This is a genomic window from Casimicrobium huifangae (assembly GCF_009746125.1).
Classification (GTDB): domain Bacteria; phylum Pseudomonadota; class Gammaproteobacteria; order Burkholderiales; family Casimicrobiaceae; genus Casimicrobium; species Casimicrobium huifangae.
The window spans coordinates 2,851,044-2,873,233 of sequence record NZ_CP041352.1 but is presented as its reverse complement, the minus strand read 5'-3'; the positions used below and the strand labels follow the sequence as shown (position 1 = coordinate 2,873,233).

At 62.9% G+C, this 22,190-nt stretch carries 20 protein-coding genes and 3 tRNA genes; 13 read left to right on the top strand and 10 right to left on the bottom strand.

Annotation, left to right across the window (positions count from 1 at the left end):
* Window positions 1–28: 28 nt before the first annotated feature.
* The 4 genes from FKL89_RS12970 to FKL89_RS12955 all read right to left on the bottom strand — a co-directional run bounded on the left by FKL89_RS12970 (window position 29) and on the right by FKL89_RS12955 (window position 3,608).
* A complete protein-coding gene (locus tag FKL89_RS12970; RefSeq protein WP_181955195.1) occupies window positions 29–406 on the bottom strand; it encodes a hypothetical protein in 378 nt (125 codons plus the stop codon).
* Window positions 403–1,212, bottom strand: coding sequence for a GNAT family N-acetyltransferase (locus tag FKL89_RS12965; RefSeq protein ID WP_156863209.1), 810 nt, complete (start codon window positions 1,210–1,212; stop codon window positions 403–405). Before FKL89_RS12965 ends, FKL89_RS12970 begins: the two co-directional genes overlap by 4 nt.
* Before the next feature lie 47 nt (window positions 1,213–1,259).
* Window positions 1,260–2,912 carry an electron transfer flavoprotein-ubiquinone oxidoreductase gene (locus FKL89_RS12960; RefSeq protein WP_156864693.1) on the bottom strand — a complete coding sequence of 551 codons (1,653 nt, stop codon included), beginning with the start codon at window positions 2,910–2,912 and terminating at the stop codon, window positions 1,260–1,262.
* A gap of 99 nt (window positions 2,913–3,011) precedes the next feature.
* Window positions 3,012–3,608 carry a GNAT family N-acetyltransferase gene (locus FKL89_RS12955; RefSeq protein WP_156863208.1) on the bottom strand — a complete coding sequence of 199 codons (597 nt, stop codon included), beginning with the start codon at window positions 3,606–3,608 and terminating at the stop codon, window positions 3,012–3,014.
* 59 nt (window positions 3,609–3,667) lie between these two features.
* On the opposite strand from FKL89_RS12955, the gene FKL89_RS12950 reads away from it, so the two are divergent.
* The 4 genes from FKL89_RS12950 to FKL89_RS12935 all read left to right on the top strand — a co-directional run bounded on the left by FKL89_RS12950 (window position 3,668) and on the right by FKL89_RS12935 (window position 8,085).
* On the top strand, window positions 3,668–4,108 hold the full coding sequence (locus FKL89_RS12950; protein ID WP_170293819.1) for an acyl-CoA thioesterase: 441 nt from the start codon (window positions 3,668–3,670) through the stop codon (window positions 4,106–4,108).
* A 31-nt stretch (window positions 4,109–4,139) separates the two neighbouring features.
* Window positions 4,140–6,146: an acetoacetate--CoA ligase gene (locus tag FKL89_RS12945; RefSeq protein ID WP_156863207.1), complete on the top strand. Its 2,007-nt coding sequence runs from the start codon at window positions 4,140–4,142 to the stop codon at window positions 6,144–6,146.
* 330 nt (window positions 6,147–6,476) lie between these two features.
* A complete protein-coding gene (locus FKL89_RS12940) occupies window positions 6,477–7,172 on the top strand; it encodes a CoA transferase subunit A (protein ID WP_156863206.1) in 696 nt (231 codons plus the stop codon).
* A 274-nt stretch (window positions 7,173–7,446) separates the two neighbouring features.
* Window positions 7,447–8,085: a CoA transferase subunit B gene (locus tag FKL89_RS12935; RefSeq protein ID WP_156863205.1), complete on the top strand. Its 639-nt coding sequence runs from the start codon at window positions 7,447–7,449 to the stop codon at window positions 8,083–8,085.
* A 43-nt stretch (window positions 8,086–8,128) separates the two neighbouring features.
* On the opposite strand, the gene FKL89_RS12930 is transcribed toward FKL89_RS12935, so the two are convergent.
* Window positions 8,129–9,310, bottom strand: a complete 1,182-nt coding sequence (locus FKL89_RS12930; RefSeq protein WP_156863204.1) for a lipase family protein — start codon at window positions 9,308–9,310, stop codon at window positions 8,129–8,131.
* A 199-nt stretch (window positions 9,311–9,509) separates the two neighbouring features.
* Entirely contained in the window at window positions 9,510–10,127 is a 618-nt protein-coding gene (locus FKL89_RS12925; protein ID WP_238363356.1) for a DUF4198 domain-containing protein, read from the bottom strand.
* Between the two features lie 177 nt (window positions 10,128–10,304).
* On the opposite strand from FKL89_RS12925, the gene FKL89_RS12920 reads away from it, so the two are divergent.
* The 7 genes from FKL89_RS12920 (at window position 10,305) to FKL89_RS12890 (ending at window position 14,293) form a co-directional block, all read left to right on the top strand.
* Entirely contained in the window at window positions 10,305–10,673 is a 369-nt protein-coding gene (locus FKL89_RS12920) for a VOC family protein (protein ID WP_156863203.1), read from the top strand.
* Between the two features lie 65 nt (window positions 10,674–10,738).
* Window positions 10,739–12,067 (top strand): MFS transporter, encoded by a 1,329-nt coding sequence (locus tag FKL89_RS12915; RefSeq protein ID WP_238363355.1) that lies wholly within the window; start codon window positions 10,739–10,741, stop codon window positions 12,065–12,067.
* A gap of 101 nt (window positions 12,068–12,168) precedes the next feature.
* Window positions 12,169–12,600 carry an energy transducer TonB gene (locus tag FKL89_RS12910; RefSeq protein WP_156863202.1) on the top strand — a complete coding sequence of 144 codons (432 nt, stop codon included), beginning with the start codon at window positions 12,169–12,171 and terminating at the stop codon, window positions 12,598–12,600.
* An 81-nt stretch (window positions 12,601–12,681) separates the two neighbouring features.
* Window positions 12,682–12,758 (top strand) — tRNA-Pro (locus tag FKL89_RS12905).
* An 86-nt stretch (window positions 12,759–12,844) separates the two neighbouring features.
* Window positions 12,845–12,921 (top strand) — tRNA-Arg (locus FKL89_RS12900).
* 36 nt (window positions 12,922–12,957) lie between these two features.
* A tRNA-His gene (locus FKL89_RS12895) sits at window positions 12,958–13,032 on the top strand.
* 316 nt (window positions 13,033–13,348) lie between these two features.
* Window positions 13,349–14,293, top strand: coding sequence for a DMT family transporter (locus FKL89_RS12890; RefSeq protein WP_156863201.1), 945 nt, complete (start codon window positions 13,349–13,351; stop codon window positions 14,291–14,293).
* Window positions 14,294–14,348: 55 nt separating this feature from the next.
* On the opposite strand, the gene FKL89_RS12885 is transcribed toward FKL89_RS12890, so the two are convergent.
* Window positions 14,349–16,157: an ABC transporter substrate-binding protein gene (locus FKL89_RS12885; RefSeq protein WP_156863200.1), complete on the bottom strand. Its 1,809-nt coding sequence runs from the start codon at window positions 16,155–16,157 to the stop codon at window positions 14,349–14,351.
* Between the two features lie 135 nt (window positions 16,158–16,292).
* Here FKL89_RS12885 and FKL89_RS12880 point away from each other — a divergent pair, with 135 nt between their 5' ends.
* On the top strand, window positions 16,293–16,937 hold the full coding sequence (locus FKL89_RS12880; protein WP_156863199.1) for a trimeric intracellular cation channel family protein: 645 nt from the start codon (window positions 16,293–16,295) through the stop codon (window positions 16,935–16,937).
* A gap of 89 nt (window positions 16,938–17,026) precedes the next feature.
* Here the strand turns inward: FKL89_RS12880 and FKL89_RS12875 are convergent, their stop codons facing one another.
* The 3 genes from FKL89_RS12875 to FKL89_RS12865 all read right to left on the bottom strand — a co-directional run bounded on the left by FKL89_RS12875 (window position 17,027) and on the right by FKL89_RS12865 (window position 21,059).
* Window positions 17,027–17,824, bottom strand: a complete 798-nt coding sequence (locus FKL89_RS12875) for an alpha/beta fold hydrolase (RefSeq protein ID WP_156863198.1) — start codon at window positions 17,822–17,824, stop codon at window positions 17,027–17,029.
* Window positions 17,821–19,401, bottom strand: a complete 1,581-nt coding sequence (locus FKL89_RS12870) for a benzoate-CoA ligase family protein (RefSeq protein ID WP_156863197.1) — start codon at window positions 19,399–19,401, stop codon at window positions 17,821–17,823. Before FKL89_RS12870 ends, FKL89_RS12875 begins: the two co-directional genes overlap by 4 nt.
* A 92-nt stretch (window positions 19,402–19,493) precedes the next feature.
* Window positions 19,494–21,059 (bottom strand): 3,4-dehydroadipyl-CoA semialdehyde dehydrogenase, encoded by a 1,566-nt coding sequence (locus FKL89_RS12865; protein WP_156863196.1) that lies wholly within the window; start codon window positions 21,057–21,059, stop codon window positions 19,494–19,496.
* A 165-nt stretch (window positions 21,060–21,224) separates the two neighbouring features.
* Between FKL89_RS12865 and FKL89_RS12860 the strand changes: the two genes are divergently transcribed.
* On the top strand, window positions 21,225–22,184 hold the full coding sequence (locus tag FKL89_RS12860; RefSeq protein WP_238363354.1) for a helix-turn-helix transcriptional regulator: 960 nt from the start codon (window positions 21,225–21,227) through the stop codon (window positions 22,182–22,184).
* Window positions 22,185–22,190 lie beyond the last annotated feature (6 nt).

The window sequence follows — 22,190 nt, the reverse complement described above, 5'->3', positions numbered from 1 at the left end:
CAAAGTCGACAAAGGTGATTTGCCGACGCTAGGCCTTATCCGGTGGTCGTTTTGGAAAAAAGCTGATCGCTGCCCGACAGCTTTGTCCAGTCAGCAAACCGGACTGCGAAGCGACGCCATTGACGGCACTCACGATGCCGGTTTCAAGCGTGCTGGCGGCCTCGCCGATGTGTGCAGTGTTGTGGCTGACGACAATGGCAGCGACGCCAGCTGCGTCAAGCACCTGTAAGCCACGCACCCCGGCATCGTCTAGCCCCATTCCGGCGTCGTTGAAGATTGCCAGCGCTGGCGGGTGAGCGAGGGCAAGATGCGCCGCGCTGATGGCACCCTGTGAGCCGCTGACAACAATCTGCCCCGCCATCTCCGCCGTGATCGCGCTGATGCTGTCGATCAGGAAGGTTTTCACGACGCGGCGGCAGGCGTGTCGGCGATGTGCTTTTCGTAGAACATCAACGTAGAGAGGGGCTCAAAGCCCAGACGCGCCAGGATCGGCTGGCTCTCTGGGCTGGCTTCTACCGCCAGGTGGCTGGCGCCACGCTTGGCAGCGGCCTGAGCGCGCACGGCAAGCATCAGCGTGTAGGCGTGCTGACGCCGCCACGCGGCTTTGGTTGTGCCGCCACAGAGCAGGGCGATCGGATCGCCGGGGTGATGGAACATGTAGCCGCTGGTCACCGCTTCGCCGTCTGGTGCGAAGCCTGCGTAGAACAGGATGCCGGGGTCGTGCTGATCGATACGGCTCTTGTAATCGTTGACGTAGCGCGCATTCGGCGCCCCGGGCCAGACATCGTCCCAGATTTGCTGATAGGCGTCGAGGTCGCGCACGGTGGTCAGTTGTCGCGCGGCAAGCGGGCCAGACGGGGCAGCAGGCAGCGCGGCGAGCACCGTGTCAACGGCCGCGACCATCAGTGTGCTCGGATCGTTTTCTTCAAAGCCACGCGCGAGCAGGGCCGAGCGCAGGGCGTCGTGCGCGCGGTCGTGCCGGTAGAGCTTCCACATGAGTACCCCAGCGTGCCCATGCACCGCTGCCATTTCAGCGTCAACATGCAGTGCGGCGTCGCTGTCGTCAAAGTCATGCCACATGACGAAGCGCTGGCTGCCGCTCGATGTGGTGTAGCGCGAGAGATGCGGCAGCCGCTCGGGCGCCATACCGGCTGGATGCGCATTGCGGCGCATCGTGTCGTCATAGAGCGCGAGGAGGGCGGCAGGATTCATGGGGGTCATTTCGTGCCCTCGCCCTTGAGGGGAGAGGGGATAGTGCGCTACATCACGCTATACACCGGCCCGCCGCCGCCTTCCGGCGTGACCCAGTGAATGTTCTGCAGTGGGTCCTTGATGTCGCAAGTCTTGCAGTGCACGCAGTTCTGCGCGTTGATCTGCAGTTTCTTCGCGCCATCGTCGCTATCAACGAACTCGTAAACGCCGGCCGGGCAATAGCGGCTTTCCGGCCCGGCGTAACGGGCCAGGTTGTGCTTGACCGGGATCGAGGCGTCGCGCAGTTGCAGATGCACTGGCTGATCTTCCTCGTGGTTGGTGTTGGACAGGAACACCGACGAAAGCTTGTCGAAGCTGATCACGCCGTCGGGTTTCGGGTAGTCGATCTTTGGCATCTGGTCTGCCGACTTCAGATACTCGTTGTCCGGTTTGCCGTGGCGTAGCGTCCAGCCGACCAGTTTGCCGAGCCCGAGGTCGTTCATCCACATATGGATGCCGCCGTGCAGCGTGCCCAGCGTCATGCCCCACTTGAGGCCGGGCTTGACGTTGCGTACCTTGTAGAGATCGTTAAACACCCAGCTCTTCTTCCAGCCGTCGTTGTAGGCGTGCAGCTCGTCGTGCTGGCGATCAGTCTTGAGCGCGTCGAAAGCGGACTCGGCCGCCAGCATGCCGGTCTTCATCGCGTTGTGGGTGCCCTTGATGCGCGGCAGGTTCACGAAGCCGGCGCTGCAGCCGATCAGCGCGCCGCCGGGGAACGACAGTTTCGGCACGCTCTGCAGTCCGCCTTCGTTGATCGCACGGGCGCCATAAGCCAATCGCTTGCCGCCTTCGAACAGCGGCTTGATGTGCGGGTGTGTCTTGAAACGCTGGAACTCGTCGAACGGCGACAGCCACGGGTTCTCGTAGTTCAGATGGATCACGAAGCCCACGGCCACCAGCGCGTCGTTGTTCTCGTTGGTCAGGTGGTAGAGGAACGAGCCGCCGCCGGTTTTCGAGTCGAGCGGCCAGCCCTGCGAGTGCGTCACCAGGCCCGGCTTGTGTTTGGCCGGGTCAATTTGCCACAGCTCCTTGATACCGATGCCGTACTTCTGCGGATCGACGCCATCGCGCAGGTTGAACTTTTTCATCAACTCCTGCGACAGTGACCCGCGAACACCTTCCGCGAACAGCGTGTACTTGGCATGCAGCTCCATGCCGGGCTGATACTCGCCCTTTTTTTCGCCATCCTTGCCAATGCCCATGTCGCCGGTGGCGACGCCGATCACGGCACCCGCATCGTTGAACAGCACTTCGGCCGCTGCAAAGCCAGGATAAATTTCGACGCCCATCGCCTCCGCCTGCTCGCCCAGCCACTTGCACACGCGACCCAGGCTCACGATGTAGTTGCCGTGGTTGTTCATCAGCTTCGGCAGCGTCCAGTTCGGAATCTTTGACGCGCCCGTCTCCGTCAGCGTCCAGAACTGGTCGTCGGTCACCGGCGTGTGAATCGGCGCACCCTTGTCCTTCCAGTCGGGGATCAGCTCATTGAGAGCGGTCGGGTCGATCACCGCGCCGGACAGGATGTGGGCGCCAATCTCGCCGCCCTTTTCGAGAATGCAGACCGAGATTTCGCGGTCATTCTCGGCGGCGAGCTGTTTCAGTCGAATCGCCGCAGCCAGGCCGGACGGGCCACCGCCAACGATTACCACGTCGTATTCCATCGCCTCGCGGTCGGCTCGGATGCTGGTCATGTTTTTCTCTCAGGACGAATGACGAATGACGAATGACGGGATGGCCCGGAATTCATCATTCGTCATTGGTCATTCGATCTCGCACAGCGTGACGCGCTCGCGCAGCGTCTTGCGCATCTTGTATTTGCCGCTGAGCAGGTCAGTGTCGATGCGCTGGTATCCGCAGCGCTCATAAAGGCGTACGGCAGGGTTCTCGCGAAACACGTTGAGCGTGAGCTCGATGCGCCCGCGATCACGCGCCAGCGCGTCTGCCAGCGCGAGAGCGGTGCTGCCAATGCCGCGACCGCACAGCGCCGCCTCGAGCTGGATGTCGCCGATGTGCAGGGCATTCGGGCAATCCGGCTCGTCGCGCACGCTCAGGAAGCCGGCAGTTTGTTCTGCCGACATCGCATGGTCGGTCGGCTGGCAAACGATCAGGAAGAAATCCGCCTGCGGTGCGAAGTTGCGCCATCGGGTTTCGTCGAAGCGTTGCCGGCGTTGTTGCAGATACGGTGTCATGTTGCGTGCGGCCAGTTGCAGGCAATACTCCATGCGGCGGTCGGTGATCGCCAGCGGCGCCAGCGAGATCGCATGCGTGGTGAATGGCCCGGCACCGACCGTGGCAAGAGTGCCGCCATGCCGTGTCGTGACAAGGCGGCCGGAATCCGGTTCGCTGCTGCAGTACATCGGCCGATTATAGTTAGCGCTCAACTGGTGATTTTGCGCATATTGAGGCAGTTTTTTCGATGGATCACTCCAAACAGATCGTCAGCGTCACCGCACTGCGGGATGTGGTCATGCACGAAGTCGCCATGCCGGTGCGCTGGGGCGACATGGATGCCTACCAGCACGTCAATAACACGGTGTACTTCCGCTACATGGAGCAGTGCCGTCTGGAATGGTTTGCCAAGCTTGGCTTCGAGACGGTGGGCGTTGATATCGTGCCGATTCTGGTCGAGGCGAATTGCCGCTTCATACGTGCAGTGACCCATCCGGCGACCGTCCGGGTAACCATCCGGGTGACCGACATTGGCCCGAAGATTGTCGAGACCACGCATGACATTTTTGTCGGTGACGATCTCTACGCCACGGGCATCTGCAAGCTGCTCTGGATGAGCCGCAGCGCGAACAAGGGCGTCTCGCTGCCAGACGCGGTGCGGACGCGCCTGCTGGCTGTGAAGTCGTGATGGCGGACTGCCGCTCCTGCAGAGTTGCGCGATGACGGCCCCGTTGTGGACGCCGTCGCCAGAGCGGGCCGCCGCCACGCGTATCGCAGCGTTTACACAGCACCTGCGCGACAAGTACGGTCAGCGCTTCCCCGACTACTGGAGCCTGTGGCGCTGGTCAATCGCCAACAAGGAATACTTCTGGCGCGAGCTGTGGGACTTCTGCGGCATCATCGGTGAGCAGGGCGCGCGGGCGCTGATTGACGGGCACCTCATGCCCGGGGCCAGGTGGTTCCCCGACGCGCAACTCAATTTCGCCGAGAACCTGCTGAAAAAGCGGGGCGATGACGACGCGCTGGTGTTCTGGAACGAGCATGGAGCTCGCCGTCGCCTGAGTTTCGATGCACTGCGGCTGGACGTAGCGCGCGTGCAGCAGGCGCTGCGCGATGCTGGCGTGCAGGCGGGCGACCGTGTGGCGAGCATCCTGCCAAATATTCCGGAAGCGGCGATCGCCATGCTCGGCACGACGAGCCTTGGCGCGACGTGGTCGTCATCGTCGCCGGATTTTGGCGTGCAGGGCGTGCTGGACCGCTTCACGCAAATCGCGCCGAAAGTGCTGTTCGCCGTGAATGGCTACTTCTACAACGGCAAAGCCGTCGATACCCGTGACAAGGTGCGCGAGATTGCCGCCCGCCTGCCGAGTGTCGAACGGGTGGTGTGGGTAGAGTACATCGACGATCATCCAGTGCATGGGGTAGGAGCGGCTCCGCCGCGACCCCGGCCGGGCTCGGCAACGGTTGATCGCGGCGGAGCCGCTCCTACAGAGGAGACTCCTTGGCATGACTTCCTTGCCAACGACGCCACCGAGCCAAGCTTCGAGCGCTTCCCGTTTGACCATCCGCTGGTGATCGTCTATTCGAGCGGCACTACTGGCCTGCCCAAGTGCATGGTGCATGGCGTCGGCGGAACACTGTTGCAGCACGTGAAAGAGCATGTGCTGCATAGCGATGTGCGCGACGGCGACCGCGTGTTTTATTTCTCCACCACTGGCTGGGTGATGTGGAACTGGCTGATCTCAGGGCTGGCGACAGGCGCCGCCTGCATGCTGTACGACGGCTCGCCGTTCGCCAATGGCGGCCGCATCCTGTGGGACTTTGCCGAGGCCGAACGCTTCACGCTGTTCGGCACCAGTGCCAAGTACATTGATGCGATCAAGAAGGCCGGCGTGGTGCCGCGCCGCTCGCACCAGTTGCCCGCCCTGCGTGCAGTGCTGTCGACCGGTTCACCGCTGCTGCCCGAGAGTTTCGACTACGTGTACGAATGCGTGAAGCCGGACGTGCATCTGGCGTCCATCTCCGGTGGCACCGACATCATGGCCTGCTTCGCTGCCGGCAATCCGGCGCTGCCGGTCTATCGCGGTGAACTTCAATGCCGGGGCCTTGGGATGGCGACCGACGTCTTCGACGAGGACGGGCGTGCGCTTGCGGGCGAGATGGGCGAACTGGTCTGCACCCAGACTTTCCCGTCGATGCCGCTCTATTTCATGAACGACCCTGACGGTGCGCGTTACCGGGCTTCGTATTTCGAGCGCTTCCCGGGTCTGTGGTGCCACGGTGACTGGTGCCAGATCACCGCCAACGACGGCATGGTGATCGTCGGTCGCTCGGACGCCACGCTGAACCCTGGCGGTGTACGCATTGGCACCGCCGAGATCTATCGCCAGGTCGAGACCCTGCCCGAAGTCGTCGAATCGATCGTGATCGGGCAACAGTTTCAGGGCGATGCCCGGGTGGTGCTGTTCGTCAAGCTTGCCGACGGGCTCAGGCTCGACGTGGCGCTGATTGAAAGGATCAAGCAGCGCATCCGAGAAAACACTACACCGCGTCATGTGCCGGCGAAGGTGGTGCAGGTGCCCGACATTCCGCGCACCAAGAGCAACAAGATCGTGGAGTTGGCGGTGCGCGACGTCGTGCACGGCAGGAACGTCAAGAATGTCGACGCGCTGGCCAACCCGGAAGCGCTCGAATACTTCCGTAACCGGAGAGAGCTGGCGGACTGACCATCTTGCGCGGCCATCGCGCCGCGCATGAGGTTGCCGCCGCAATTTGGGCGGCAGTTGTGATGGTGGATTCACGACGACGGCGACGTCTTCGTACGACCTTGTGGCTTTACAACTTTCAGTCGAGATTGTTTTTGGATATGGGCTCAAGCCGCAATTTGCCCGCTTGTCGACTTTATGAATATTCAGGCTTCAGCCCGCGTCTGATCGTGATTCCAAGTGAAAGCCGCTTGGGTTGGCGCGGTTTTGTGCATTGCATCAAACGGTGACGGCAAATCCGTACAATCTTGCGGTCAACCACGATGCCCCGGTGGGGGTCTGGAGCTTAGTGTGAACAAGGTATTCCCGAGCGCCGACGCGGCGCTCTCCGACATCATCAAGGACGGGCAGACGCTCGGTGTCGGCGGCTTTGGCCTCTGCGGCATTCCCGAGGCGCTGATCGATGCGCTGGTGCGCACCGGCAAGACCGGCCTGACAGCGGTGTCGAACAACGCGGGCGTCGACGGCTTTGGTCTAGGCAAATTGCTCGCCACTCGCCAGATCAAGAAGATGATCTCGAGCTACGTCGGTGAGAACAAGGAGTTCGAGCGGCAGTATCTCTCCGGTGAACTGGAGCTTGAATTCACGCCACAGGGCACGCTGGCCGAGAAGCTGCGCGCCGGCGGCGCCGGCATCCCGGCGTTCTTCACCAAGACCGGCGTTGGCACCATCGTCGCCGACGGCAAGGAAATCCGCGAGTTCGACGGCGTGAAGTACGTCATGGAGCGCTCGATCGCTCCCGACGTATCGCTGGTCAAAGCCTACATCGCCGACAAATCCGGCAACCTAGTGTTCCGGAAGACCGCCCGTAACTTCAATCCGAATGTGGCGATGGCCGGCAAGATCACCGTGGTTGAAGTTGAAAAGATCGTCGATACCGGCGCACTCGACCCGGATCAGGTGCATCTGCCGGGCATCTTTGTTCATCGCATTGTGCTCAATGCAACGCCTGAAAAGCGCATTGAACAGCGCACGGTGCGCGCGTAGCGACGCGAAGGACGACGCGCTTCGCGCTAGGACGTCGCTCGCTGGCGCTTGCTAGGACGACGCGCCGCAGGCGCTAGGACGCGAGGTTGCGTTGACCATCTTCCCCCTTCTGAATCCCATCTACATTTGATACACAGTTACAGTGTGAAGAGTACGAAATCGATGGCCGAGCTTTGCGTCCTGGGTGCGCGACACACGTGTCGCCACCTCGCACTCGCGCGCCGTCGTCCTTCGTCCTTCGTCCTGCGACGAGCGTAGCGAGGAGCAAAAAAACATGCCCTGGAATCGTGACGAAATGGCGGCGCGTGCCGCGAAAGAACTGCGGGACGGCTTCTATGTGAACCTTGGCATCGGCTTGCCGACGCTGGTGGCGAATCACGTGCCGAAAGGCATGGAAGTGTGGCTGCAAAGTGAGAACGGCCTGCTTGGCATCGGGCCGTTCCCGACTGAAGATCAGGTCGACGCCGACCTCATCAACGCCGGCAAGCAGACGGTGACCACGCTGCCGGGCTCGTCGATTTTCTCGTCGGCTGACAGCTTCGGCATGATCCGCGGCGGCAAGATCAACCTCGCCATCCTCGGCGCCATGCAGGTAAGCGAGAAGGGCGATCTGGCCAACTGGATGATCCCCGGCAAGATGGTCAAGGGCATGGGCGGCGCGATGGACCTCGTTGCCGGTGTTGGCCGCGTGGTGGTGCTGATGGAGCACGTCGCCAAGAAAAAGGACGGCTCGACGGATCTCAAAATCCTGCCCGCCTGCACTCTGCCGCTGACCGGCGTTGGCGTCGTCAATCTCATCATCACCGATCTCGGTGTGATGGAGGTGACCAAAGGCGGGCTCAAGCTGGTCGAATTGGCACCCGGCGTGACCCGCGAGGAAATCGCAGCCGCCACCGGCTGCCCGCTGCACTAGGCACGGCCGGCACAGCCCGCGCTGCCGCCGTTGTGGCGGCGCGCTAGAACGGCCGCATCGATGCCGCTTTCGCCATCAGTCGGATCGGCGTAAACAGCAACTGCAGCGCCCAGCGGATGAAGGCCCGGGTCAATGCCAGGCCTTTCTGCGCGGCCATGCCGGCAAAGCGCAGAATGGCGCCAACCAGGGTGGTCACGTACATCGACATCTTTTCGGTGAGTTGTGCCGCGCGCTCCAGCATGATGGCGAGCTGATCAAGCAAGGTCAACGCACCAAGCGCGACAGGCCCGGCTACCGCCACGAACAGGTCGAGACTCTGGTCCACCAGCCAGCGCAGCGCGCGGCCGAGCATGTCAAAGGCAAACGCGCCCATCGGCACAACCGCCTCACGGCCATTCGCAACATCCTTCAGCCAGGCCTCCGCCACCTGTCCAGCGGTGCGGTTGTTCGTGGTGGCACTGACGTTGTTCCAGCCGAGACCCGCCACCGCTTGCAGGTAGCTGCTCTTCATGCTGTGCGCGCCGAAACTGATCAGACTGGTGCGATTACCGCCAATCACGTTACCAGCGCCGCCGTAGGGCACGTGCATGAACGGCCACAACGGGACCATCGGCACCGGGTCGGCGAAGTGGAATACGCGGTGGATGTGATTGCTGCCAAGGCGATCGGTCAAGTCCGACGAAAAACGCCCGCCACCGACTCGCGGCGAGCCGAAGGTGTAAAGCTCAGGCCGGCCGATGCCTCGCTGGTGGCAGTGCGCCGCTGCCAGTGTCGCCAGCGCGCCCCCCAGGCTGTGGCCGACGCAGTGCACGGTGCCCACCATGCGGCCGCGGGTCAAGGTTGCCAGTGCCGTATCGAGCTGGTTGACGAACGACGCGAAGGTGTTCTGGAAACCGGCGTGAACCGACGAGCCGGTCGGCCCGCTGTGCATGGCAAAGTTGCCATCGGTCAGCCAGTCGGCGACGACGTCGGTGCCGCGGCAGGCGATCAGCACGTCACCCTGAAACAGGCCCTTGCCAGCCGCGACATAGCCGAAGCCGCTGATCGGGTGCCAGAAGACGAGGCCGCCGCTGCTGCCGGTGAATCGCGAGGGATCGCCAACCGTGAAGATGTCCTCACAGCCCAGTTGCTGGTCTGCGTCGTGCGCCTGCGACACGGACTGGGTGCGCAGGAAGTAGACGCCATTGGCGATATCGGCTGCGCGAGTCGGGGTTAGAACCGGCATGATCAGACGCTTTCAAAAATTGGGCTGCAAGCGGGGTTGCTGCAACCGCAGGGCCGCGCTGGTGGCACCAGCGATTTGCGCCGGGCGCTATCTGCTGCACCCGGCATCCAATGACAGACTATCTACCCGTAGACGGAACGAACATGGCAAAAGTGACATTGGCCGTGCAGCAGACGGGCCGCAGGGGCCGAGTTGGATGCTATCGACCGGCGCCGCCGGCAAACCTGCAGATGCCGGAGATGTCGCCCATCTTTTCGCGCGGCGCTTCCAGTGAACAGGTGACGACAATTGGCTTCGACGGATCGGCCAGCGTCTTCATGCCACCGCCGCCGGCCGGATTGTCGATGTTGGTCCGATCCAGATACGACAACTCGTCGTTGCGCGAGTATCCCCGTTTCACCGTTCGCCATGCGATGTAGGACTTGCCATCATGCTCGATGGTGATGCTCTGCTCGACGTAGGGCTCATGCGGCAGAACGCTGCCGAGCAGCATGGTGCCATTCAATTCAGCGAACGAGAAGCGTCCCTGAGCGTCAGTGGTGACCGTATCGTCGTAGGTCTTGTTGCCCCATCGCCACTGTGCTTGCCGCTTCAGTACAGCGCCGGCGACTGGTTTGCCCTGGCTGAGCACCACGCCACTCACGGGCGAGAACAACACGACTTTACCCATGGCACTGACCTCCGAACAGCCGGTGAAAGCAATCGCGATCGCGACGCCAAGAACGCCCCTTGCGGCCAGCGCAAAAAAGGACACGGCCCGCGCAACGACGCAGGACGCCAGTTTGGCGATGTTGAAGGTGCGCAGGGTGCTGATCACGGAGGCAATCTTAGCTCAGGTGTGCAGCATGTGGAGGCGGGCTCTGCAGCCGGGGAAGAAACGATTGCGGTGACGAGTAACGGCTGTGCGGTTGCTGCCTGCTGGCCACTCGGGCAGAATCGTCCGCGTCCTGCCAGCCAGACACGTTTGTACGCCGAAGATCGAAAGGATGTACGCATGGCCATCGTTCGCTACCTTGTCAACGACGTTGATGCGGCGCTGCCGTTCTACGAGGCGCTGGGCTTCACGCTCGCTGATCGGTGGGGGCCACCGTTTGCGATTGTTGAACGTGGCGATCTGCAGCTCTGGCTTAGCGGTCCGGGTACCTCGGCCGCAAAGCCGATGCCTGATGGCGCGAAACCGGTCGCCGGTGGCTGGAACCGCATCGTCATTGAGCACGACGATCTCGACGCCGCATTGAACGCACTGCGGTCGCTGGGCGTGCGCTTTCGCAATGAACCGGTCAAAGGGCCGGGCGGACGTCAGGTGCTGATCGAAGATCCCTCCGGCAACCCGGTTGAGTTGTTCGAGGCAAAACTGGAATAGGCCGACCGGCAGGCCGCGATGCTTGCCCGCCGCCCGGCAGAGTTGGGCAAGAAAGATTGCATGCCATGACCGTCAACGCGACCGCCACCAACAGCGCGGCATTGCCAGTGACCCGCCGGGAGGTGTGGTCGTGGGCGATGTACGACTTCGCCAATTCCGGCTACACCACGGTGGTGATCACCGCGATTTTCAATGCGTTCTTCGTCAGCGTGATCGCCGGAGGTGCCGACTGGGCCACACTGCTGTGGACGACCGTTGTTGCCATCTCCTACGTGATTGTGATGATCGTCGGCCCGGTGCTTGGCGCCTGGGCCGACCGGCGCGCCGCGAAGAAGCGGGTGCTGGCGCTGGCCACGGTTGGCTGCGTATTGACCACGCTGGCGCTGGCGCCGGTGGCGGCGCAGGGCGACGCGTGGCTGATTGCGGCCTGTGTGCTGTTCATTGCCAGCAATGTCTTCTATTCGCTCGGCGAGAATTTCACCGCTGCTTTTTTACCGGAACTGGCCACCAGCGAGCACATCGCGAGGGTGTCCGCGTGGGGCTGGAGCCTTGGTTATGTTGGCGGACTCGTCACGCTGGGTGTGTGCCTGTGGTGGGTGTTGTCGCAGCAGGCGGCAGGTGCAAAGGCCATCGACTACATCCCATGGACGCTGGTGATTACGGCCGTCGTCTATGCGCTGGCCAGTATTCCGACTTTCCTGTTCCTGCGCGAGCGTGCCGTGCCGCGCGCCAGCGTTGCTGAGGATGACGCCGGGCACGTGATGCGTGGCATTGCGACCAAGTTGGCACGCTCAATGCGCGAGCTCAGGCAATACCCCGACCTCCGCCGTTTCTTCTGGGCCGGGCTGGCCTATCAGGCGGGGCTCGCCGTGGTCATTACGCTGGCCTCGGTGTACGCCGAACAGGCACTGGGCTTCAAGATGGCCGACACCATCAAACTGCTGCTGGTGGTGAACGTGTCGGCGGCGATTGGTGCCTTCCTGTTTGGTTACGTGCAGGATCGTATTGGTCACAAGCCGACGCTGGCGATCACGCTGTTGATGTGGATCGCCACCGTCGTCATCGCCTACGTCTGGCATACCCAGACGGGCTTCTGGGTGGCCGCCAATCTGGCCGGACTTTGTCTGGGCGCATCGCAGTCTGGCGGGCGGGCACTGGTCGGCATCCTGAGCCCGCGGCAGCGAGTTGCGGAGTTCTACGGCTTGTGGGGCCTGGTGGTGCGCCTGGCCGGGGTGATCGGGCCGCTGCTGTATGGGACGGTGACCTGGGCGACCGCCGGCAACCATCGCCTGGCACTGCTGATTACTGGTGGCATGTTCGTGATCGGCCTTGTCCTGCTGGCCCGCGTCGACGTTGGGGCGGGCGAGCGCGCAGCCGGACGCGCCTCGGCCTAGGATCGGCGCGGAGCAGGGCGCGATTGCCAAGCGGCGCACAAAAGAGTAAGTTGCGTCTTGCCGTCGAGGCTTTGATTTGTCCATACTCATCTGGAGGCTTCATGAAACGATTGCTTCTTGTCGCGACCGCCGCCTTGTCCGTCAGCGCTGCGGGAGCCGCTTTTGCCGACGAAACCAACTTCCCCGCCCGTCACCGCACGCTCGAATCAACTGCGCCGAGCAGTTGTGGCGAGTGGGTGGCACCGCTACCGGATCGCCGCGTCAAGGTCAGCCTGCCGTACGACGCGCGCAAGCGGGAGGGCATGGCGCGCGTTACTTTCACCATCGGACCGGACGGTAGCTATGCTGGGCTGGTGTCGGCGCAGACCAATGATGCCGCCTTCGTGCAGGCGGCCGAGCAGTCGCTGCAGTACTGGACATTCAAGGCTGCACGCTGCAACGGTGTCGCGGTGCCGATCGAGGCCAGCATGTATTTCAACTTCCGCAACGAAGGCTTCGTCTCCTACGCAGCCGGCAACCCGATCCAGAACTGAGTGCCGGTCACGGCACGCACGGCACACAAGGGGCACCGCTTTCAGCAGGTCGCCCCGATATCGGGCTATAATCGACAGCTTCGGGGCGTAGCGCAGCCCGGTAGCGCGCTTGCTTTGGGAGCAAGATGTCGAAGGTTCGAATCCTTTCGCCCCGACCAAAGCATGACGCGCAAGCCAGTGCTCGAATTTGTGTGCTGTCCAGTCAGGCAGTGCCCGATGTACGCTCCGATGTACGTCACACAGGGCGCCCGTAGCTCATCTGGATAGAGCATCAGCCTTCTAAGCTGAGGGTAACAGGTTCGAGTCCTGTCGGGCGTGCCAGAGCGTTTGATGAGCAGTGCAGTACCGATTTCAATGGCGGCCGTAGCTCAGCGGTAGAGTCCTGGATTGTGATTCCAGTTGTCGTGGGTTCGAACCCCATCGGCCGCCCCACTACCCCAAAAGCCCCGCAATGCGGGGCTTTTGCTTTTGTAGACTTTCAGCACCAGTATCTTTGTATGAAAATCCGCATACGAATGCGGCATAGACTGCGAAAATGCAAAAAGTCGAGTTTTGGAGAAAATGCGCTGGGAGCCCTTATTCGGTGGGCATTTCTGACAAAAGATGCTGGCGGCAGCAATTTGGGCTGTTGCCGCTCGAACGACGGTTGGCGGCTATCACCGACCAGTCCGAAGTTTTTGCACGTATGTCCACATAAGCCGCAACGATGGGCCGACGGGTCGGCATCGGTTTCCTAGAATCGGCGCCAATGCAATCCCAACGTCCCGGCGCCTCCGATCACCGCGCTGGACTCGCCCTCGCTGCCGCGCTGACGCTCATCGTGATCTGGGGCGTCAATTTCACCGTGCAAAAGTACGTCTATAGCGCTACCGGCCCCGGCGGCTTCCTGTTCGCGCGCTATCTGATCATGCCGCTTTGCGCGGTCGGCTTGCTGTTCTGGCGCTTCGGCACGCGATGGCCGCGAGTGACGCGCGCCGACTTCTGGGTGCTGGCGCGGCTGGGCATTGCCGGGCACTTCCTGCACGTCGGCATGGTGACTTATGGCATTCACTGGTCGACCGCCTTCTCCAGCTCGCTGATCCTCGCCTGCGGGCCTATCTTTACGCTGCTGATCCTGCGCTGGATGGGTGTGGAGCGCCTGCAGCGGGCGCAGATCGTGGGTGTCGCCATCGCCTTCGGCGGCGTACTGGTGTTTCTCTCCGACAAACTGCTGGCAGGCAACTGGAAGGCTTCCGGCGGCGATCTGTTCCTGCTGGTGGCGGCGAGCTTCTTCTCGTATTACACCGTCGCTGCCAAGCCGATGATTGAGCGGCTGGGCGGTATCGTCACCATGACCTACGCGACCATCATCGGCAGCGTGCCGGTAGTGCTGTTTTCGCTGCCAGCCGGGCTCGCCGTGCAATGGTCACAGGTGCCGGTCAGCGTGTTTGTGGCGATGCTCTGGGCGGTCACCATCTCCGCCTTCATGGGTTGGCTGGTCTGGGGCTGGGTCAACAGTATCCGTGGCGTGGCGCGCACCGCACCGCTGATGTACCTGATGCCGCCCGTCGCCGGGCTCGTCGCCTGGGCGTGGGCAGGCGAGCACTACACCGGCACCAAGCTGGTGGGGGCTGCGGTCACGCTGGGCGGCGTGGCCATCGCGCAGTTCTCCGGCAGCCGGCGCCCGGCAGAGGCGGCACCCGTCATCGATTGAGCGTGGCCGCCGTCGGCGCGGCATTCGTGGCGCGAAGCGGCGGCGGCCTTACTGCTTACCGCTTCGGCAGTTTCGCGGTATCGATGTCCATGAATTCCCACGCGTCGTGCCCGATCGGGTGTTGCTTGTAGCCCATCACCCACGGCTGCTCCAGGTAGTACTGCACGTCATGCCACGGCGCGATCCACGGCGCGTAGAACTTGACGATGTCTTCCATCTGGTTGATGAGCTGCAGCCGCGCCGGGCTGCCCGGCATGGCGTGAATCTTTTCGTAGCGCTCATCCATGTCCTTGAACTGGAAGCGCGCATAGTTTTCGCCGCCCGGCTGCGCCGTGGCGCTGATCAGCATCTGAAAGAAATTTTCAGCGTCAGGGTAATCGGCGTTCCAGCCCTCGCGCGTCATCTTGCCCTGGCCCTGTCGCGCTGCCTTGCGCATGTCGGGTGTCTTCATCGTTTCGATGGCGAGGCGGATGCCGATGGCGTCCATCGACTTCTTCCACAGTTCGGCGAGCTGCCGCTCAATGCCTGAAGTGCGCGCGACGTAAGGGATGATCAGCGGTGAGCCGTCCGGCATTTCGCGATAGCCGTCGCCATCGCGGTCCTTGTAGCCGAAGCGGTCGAGCAGGGCCTTCGCCAGTGCCGGGTCGTAGACATGGGCGCGCGGCCGCTTGTCGTCGTGGCCGACCACGCCCGGCGGCACGATGCCCTTGCCAGCCAGCCCGTCACCCTGGAACACCACGCGGATCTGCTCGTCGAGCGGGTACCCCAGTGAGATCGCGCGTCGCAAAGCGATCTTCTCCCGGGTGTAGCCACCGGTAATCGGGTCGTTCATGTTGAACATCGTGTACCAGACGTTCGGCTTCATGCGCGGGAACAGCCGAATGCCCTGCTGGGCGTACTCAGGTTTCAGCTTGCCTTCGCTCTTGGCGACGTTGGACACCGACGCCGGCAGGATGGGCAGATAGTCATGCTGACCCGACAGAAAGGCGAGCCATGACGCCTGGCCTTCTTCAATCGGATACACCTCAATGCGGTCAATTGACGGGACCGCCTTGCCCCGCATCGCTTTGACCATGGCCTGATCCTCGGCAGCGTCCGATGCCCAGTCCCAGACGCGCTTGCGGTAGTTCGGGTTTTTCACCAGCACGGTCTTGCTGGCGCGTTTGTACTCGCTTCGCAGCAGTTGATAGGCGCCGGTGCCGACCGGGCTGCTGCCGTAGTCAAGTCCGTACCGTTCGACCGCCTCGCGCGCCGACGCGCCGGTGGCGGGCATCGCGAGCAGATACGCGAAGTTGTAGTCCGGCGCCTTCAGCCGGATGCGCAGCGTGTAGCGGTCCACCACTTCAAAGCCGGGCATCGGCGTGTCGTAGTCGAACTTGCCAGTTTTGGCAGCAGCGGCACGCGCCTCGTCCCCGCCGATGATCTTGCCTTCGACAAGGAACAGCCAGGGCGACTTCACCGCCGGGTCCAGCAAGCGCTTCAACGAATAAGCGTAATCTGCGGCGGTCAACTCGCGTGGCTTGCCCTGGAACGCTGTGTCATCGGCGAAGAAGACGCCCTTCTGTAACTTGCAGAGAAAGGTGGCGCCGTTGTCGCTGATCGCCGGCAGCGCCTCCAGCGTGCGTGGCACCAGTTTCGCCGGGCGTGCCAGATAGTGATACTCCAGCATCGGCTCATTGATGCGCTCGGTGATGGTCTGCGAGCTTTCGTCCGAGGCAAACGCGTTGTCGTAGCTGGTCTCGGCGGTGGAGGTAGAGAGCCGCAACACCTTGGCCTGATCGGCTGCTTGCGCCAGTGGCGTCAGCACCGTGAAGGCCAGCGCGATGCAGGCGGCGCACGATCTCCGGAAAATCCTGTTGTTCATGTCTTTGCGATGACTTTGCTTCAGCCCCGCAGTCTATTTGATGGACGAGCCGCCTGATCGCGGCAAGCAGTCCACAGGGCGGTAGCGGTGATGCCGCTTCTGGCTGCGGGCGGATCAATGCACGAAAATCAGCACATGAACCCGCTCGTCACACAAACGCTCTCTACCGCGCAAACCATCATCGAAATCGCCGCAACGGCTGCCTTTGCGCTGTCCGGCGTCATCGAGGCGGCACGCAAGCGGCTGGATGCCGTGGGCATTGCGGTGGTCGCGTTCCTTGCTGCGTTTGGTGGCGGCACCCTGCGCGACGTGCTGCTCGACCGGCGGCCTTTCTTCTGGGTGGCAAATCAGTGGTACGTGTGGGCGCTGCTCACGCTCTGTGCGGCGGCGATGCTGATGCTGCGGGCGCGTCATTTTCGCGTTACTGAACGGGCGATGCAGTGGCCCGATGCACTGGGTCTGGGTCTGTTCGCTGCCAGCGGCACCCAGATCGCGCTGGATGCCCAGATGCCGGGCCTGATCGCGGTGCTGATGGGTGTCATGACGGCCGCGTTCGGCGGCGTATTGCGCGACATCGTGTGCAACGAAATTCCCTCTGCCTTCCGTGATCACCGCCCGTACGCTGTTTGCGCGTTCGTTGGTGGCTGGGTCGTCGTTGCCATCGACCGTATGGCGCAGATGCCGACGCTTGCACTGGCCGTCGGCGGGTTGCTGGCCACCGTGCTACGTCTGCTGGCCATCCGCCTGGACTGGACATTGCCGCGCTGGCGGGTGGAGTGAGAGTGGGGCGACTGGATGCATCGATGCGGCGTCAAATTGGGCGCTGGTTCGATGAACAAATGCCTCGATTCCGTTTCACGTCATCGCGGCTACCGGGGCGACGCAACGAATGTCTTAACCGCATCAATCACGGCGTCCGCCTGATCCCGATGCGGTGAGTGGCCACAATTCTCCAGCTTCAGCAAGTGTGCCTGTGGCACCTGCTTCGCAATGCCGTCGATCTGCGACATGGTGCCGTACTCATCGTCCACACCCTGAATCGCGAGCACAGGGCAGCTGATCTTCGGCAGCAGCGCCTCGATGTTCCACGTACGGAAGGCCGGGTCCAGCCAGATGTCGTTCCAGCCCCAGAAGGCGGAATCGACATCGTCGTGATAGCGGGCGAGCTTGCTGCGCAGGTCTGTCGCCAGATAGACCTCACGTGTCTTCGCGATGCTGGTGACGGATATGTCTTCGACAAAGATATGCGGCGCGGCGACGATGACGCCCGCGACGCGATCCGGGAAGAGCGCCGCATGAATCAGCGCGATGGAGCCGCCGTCGCTATGGCCGAACAGCCAGGGTTTGTCGGTTGCCGCATTGATGCCGAGCGCAGTGAGCAGCGCGGGCAGCACCTCGCGAGCCTGCAAGTGCATGAAGTCCACGCCCCACTTCTCGCCGTGCGGGCGTGGCGTCGAGCGGCCATAGCCCGGGCGAGAGTAGACGAGGCCCCGGGCGCCCGCCGCTTCACACAAGCGGGCAGGGAAGTCCCGCCACATCGCCACCGAGCCGAGGCCCTCGTGCAGGAAGACAATCAGCGGCGCAGCGTCATCAGCCGTACCGACCCATTGGTATTCGATTTGCAGCGGCGGCGAGCCCGTGTTGCCGAGTGCTACAACATTCGTCATTGGATGCGCGACTTTTCGAGATCACGCAGCTTGAAGCGCTGAATCTTGCCGGTGGCCGTTTTGGGCAGCTCGGCGAGAAACTCGACCTGGCGCGGGTACTTGTAGGGTGCGAGTTTCGCTTTCACGAAGGTCTGCAATTCCAGCGACAGCGCATCGCTGCCGAGGCTCTTGTCCTTGAGCACGACGAAGGCCTTGGCGCGGGTGAGGCCGTTCTCGTCATCGACGCCGATCACGGCCGACTCGAGCACCGCCGGGTGCTGCATCAGGGTGGACTCCACTTCGAACGGCGACACGTATTGCCCGCTTACCTTGAGCATGTCGTCGCTGCGACCCGCGTAGACGTAGTAGCCATCGGCATCGCGGAAGTATTTGTCACCGCTCTTGGTCCAGGCGCCACGGAAGGTGTCGTTCGATTTTTCGCGGTTGTTCCAGTACATCAGCGCCGACGATGGGCCGCTGATGTAGAGATCCCCCACTTCCTCGCTGCCGGTGAGCACATGGCCGGTTTCGTCGCGCAGTTCGACTACGTAGCCGGGCACCGCCTTGCCAGTGGTGCCATAGCGCACGTCGCCGGGGCGGTTGGAGAGGAAGATGTGCAACATCTCCGTGGAGCCAATGCCGTCAATGATTTCGCAACCGAAGTGCGCGGTCCACTTCTCGCCAATCTCGCGCGGCAGCGCTTCACCGGCTGACGAGCACATGCGAAGTGCGACGTCGGCGCGCGCCGGCAGACCCGGCGCGGCAAGCATGCCGGCGTAGCCGGTTGGAGCGCCAAAGAAAACCGTAGGCTGTCGTTCTGTGAAGCGTTTGAAGCAGGCGTCTGGTGTCGGTCGCTCGGCCATCAGCACCACCGTCGCACCCACCGACAGCGGAAACGACAGCGCGTTGCCAAGGCCGTAGGCGAAGAACAGCTTGGCTGCCGAGAAGCAGACATCGCCGTCGCTGAGACCGAGTACGGGCGCCGCGTACAGCTCGGCCGTCCAGTACAGGTTGGCGTGCGTGTGTGCGGTGCCCTTTGGGCGCCCGGTGGACCCGGACGAGTAAAGCCAGAAGCCGATGTCGTCACGATGCGTGGTGGCAGCGGCTACGGCGGCGATGTGGCTGTCGACGAACTGGCGGAATGGGATTTCATCGGCCGCATGCTCGCTCCCCCGGGACACGATGATCGTCCTGATCTCATGTTGCGCCTTGGCCATCGCTGCCCGCAGCGTTGGCAGCAGCGCTGCCGAGACCAGCGTCACCTGCGCGCGGCTGTGCTCCAGCATGTAGGCGTACTCATCAACGGTCAGCAGCGTGTTCACCGCCACCGGCACGATCCCCGCGTGTAGTGCGCCGAGAAAACTCACCGGCCAGTCATTGCAGTCATGCATCAGCAGCAGCACCCGCTCCTCGCGGCGCACGCCGAGTGCATGCAGGCCAGCCGCGCACCGTTGCACACGGTCAGCCAGTGCGGCGTAAGTGAGTGTCTCTGCGTCGTCAATGTAGGCGGCTTTGGCACCGCGTGTCGCATTGCGCTCGATCAGATGTTGTGCAAAGTTGAAGCGCTCAGGCGGCGCTGTGGGCGTTTGCGGGGTCATCAAGTCCTCCTCATTCGGTCGCCACGGTCGGCTTTGGTGCGGCGGTGTTTGCGTCTTCGCCAGTCGCGATCTAGCCCAGCCTGCAACAAGTTCTACAGGGTAAACGGGGCAGCGGCAATCGCGTCCAGCACCGCAGCGTCTGCCTGGACGGCCGAGCGACGGTGATAGAAGCCCAGCGCGCGCAGGCCGCCCAGCTCCTCGCCGCCACCCGCGCGGCCGGGGCCGCCATGCAGTGAATGCGGCATCACGTTGCCGTGGCCGGTGTGGGTCGCGGCGACCGCTGGTGAAATCACATGCACCCGACCGTGACTGTCTGCCAGCGCGGTGCCAGCCTGCGCGAGCGTGGCCGGGTCGGCGCCGTAGACCGAGGCGACCAGTGAGCCCTCGCCACGGCGAATCAGGGTCAGGGCGTGGTCAAGATTGCGGTAGGGCATCAGCGTTGACACCGGGCCAAGTACTTCGGTGCGATGCACCACGTCTGCGCTGTCCGGGTCACGCGTACCGAGCAGGGTTGGCCCAACGCAGGCGGCGACTGCCGGATCAGCGTCAACCAGCGCATGCTGCTTGCCATCGTGCAGCACTGATGTCTGCTGGCTGAGCGCGGCAATGCCGTCAACCGCCGACTGATAATGTTCCCGACTCACCAACGAACCCATGCGCACTGCCTCGTTGCGCGGATTGCCGACAGTGGTCTTGGCTAGTCTGGCCGAGATCGCCTGCGCTGCGGCGTCGTAGAGATGTTCTGGCACCAGTACGCGACGAATCGCCGTGCACTTCTGGCCAGACTTCACGGTCATCTCGCGAACGACTTCCTTCACCAGCAAGGCAAACGCTTCAGAGTCGGCAGCGGCATCGGGCAGGAGCAAGGCAGAGTTCAGGCTGTCGGCTTCGATATTAACTCGCACCGAACGGGCTGCAATGGCAGGGTGAGCTCGGATCGCCGCTGCGGTATCGGCAGATCCAGTGAATGACAGCACATCAAACGGCTGCAACTGGTCGAGCAGACCGGCCGAGCTGCCACAGATGACCGACAGCGTACCGGGCGGAAGGATGCCCGCTGCGACGACATCAGCGACCATGCGCTGCGTCAGCCAGGCCGTCGCGGTGGCCGGCTTTACGATGACCGGCACGCCGGAGAGCAGGGCGGGAGCCGCTTTCTCCCACAAGCCCCAGGACGGGAAGTTGAAGGCGTTGATGAACAGCGCCACGCCTCGCGTGGGCGTCAGCAGATGCTGGCTGGCAAAGGTGCTCTCCTTGCCCAGTTTGATGCAGGCGCCGTCTGCCAGCACGTGATGATCGCCGAGTGCTGCTCCCCAGCGAGCGTATTGCCCGATAGTGAAGATGGCGCCGTCGATGTCGACCGCCGAGTCGTTTTTCGTGGTCCCTGAATTGGCGGTGGCGACGTCGTAGTAGGCGTCGCGGTTGGCCTGCAGTACCTTCACGATGTCGGCCAGCCGGGCGGCACGGGTGGCGTAGGTCATCGCCCGCAGCGCAGCACCCCCTTCGTTGCGGGCGTAGTTGAAGGCGGCGGCGAGGTCGAGTCCGTCGCGCGACACGCGCACCAGGTCTGCACCGGTCACCGGGTCGCGCAGCAGCGTTCCCGCGCCGGCGCCGGCGATCCACTGGCCAGCGACAAAGTTCTTCAGCAATTCAGTCATCAAATGGTCCTGTTCCGGTTGCCGCGATCTTGCTTTTCGGGAAAAATGCTGAATAACGCATTTGCGAAATACGCAATATAATGCATTTTATGGTCAGACAAGCAATTACATTGTCCTTGTGGGTCTCCGTCTGCCGGGCTGGTGCACCCGCAAGAGAGCAACACCGTGCGTCGCACTGATCCGGAAATTGTTCAATCGGGCGATGGCGACGTGCGCGACGCCTTTCTGGTCGCGCTGGGCGAACGGGTGCGTTCGCTGCGTGCGCGCAAGGGGATGACGCGACGCGATCTGGCGACTGCATCGGATGTGTCGGAGCGCCACCTGGCCAGCCTGGAAGGCGGGGTGGGTAATGCCTCGGTGCTGATTCTGCGTCAGGTGGCACATGCCCTCGACACCCAGATTGCCGAGCTGGTGGGTGACGAAACTACCGCGTCGCCAGAGTGGCTGTTGATTCGCGATTTGCTGCGCAATCGCAGCGACGATGAGCTGCGTCGCGGCCGTCTGGCGCTGGCAGAAGCCTATGGCGAAGCTGGCAGCCAGTCGGCGCGCTCGCGGCGCATTGCGCTGGTAGGGTTGCGCGGCGCCGGCAAGTCCACCCTCGGGCAGCGGCTGGCGGACTCGCTGGATGCGCCCTTCGTGGAACTCAACCGCGAAATTGAGCGGGTCTCCGGCTGTGGTCTGACTGAAATACACAATCTGCTCGGCCCCAACGCCTACCGGCGCTACGAGCGCAGGGCGCTTGAGGAGACTATCCAGCTCTACCCGGATGCGGTGATTGCGACGCCGGGGGGCATCGTGTCGGATGCGTCGAATTTCAATCTGCTGCTTGCCAATTGCTTCACGGTGTGGCTCAAAGCCTCGCCCGAAGAGCATATGAGCCGGGTGATTGCCCAGGGCGACTTCCGGCCGATGGCGGCCAGCGGATCGGGCGCCGCTGCCAGCGGACGCGAGACGCCAGCGGCTGCGCTTGGTGAGGCAATGGATGACCTCAAGCGCATCCTTGCCGGGCGAGCCGCTTTCTACAGCAAGGCGGATATTGCCTTCGATACGTCGGGCAAGAGTCTCGACGAAAGCGCCGCTGCCTTGCTGGCGATGGTGACAGCGGCGACGCTAAAAACGCAATAAAGTGCA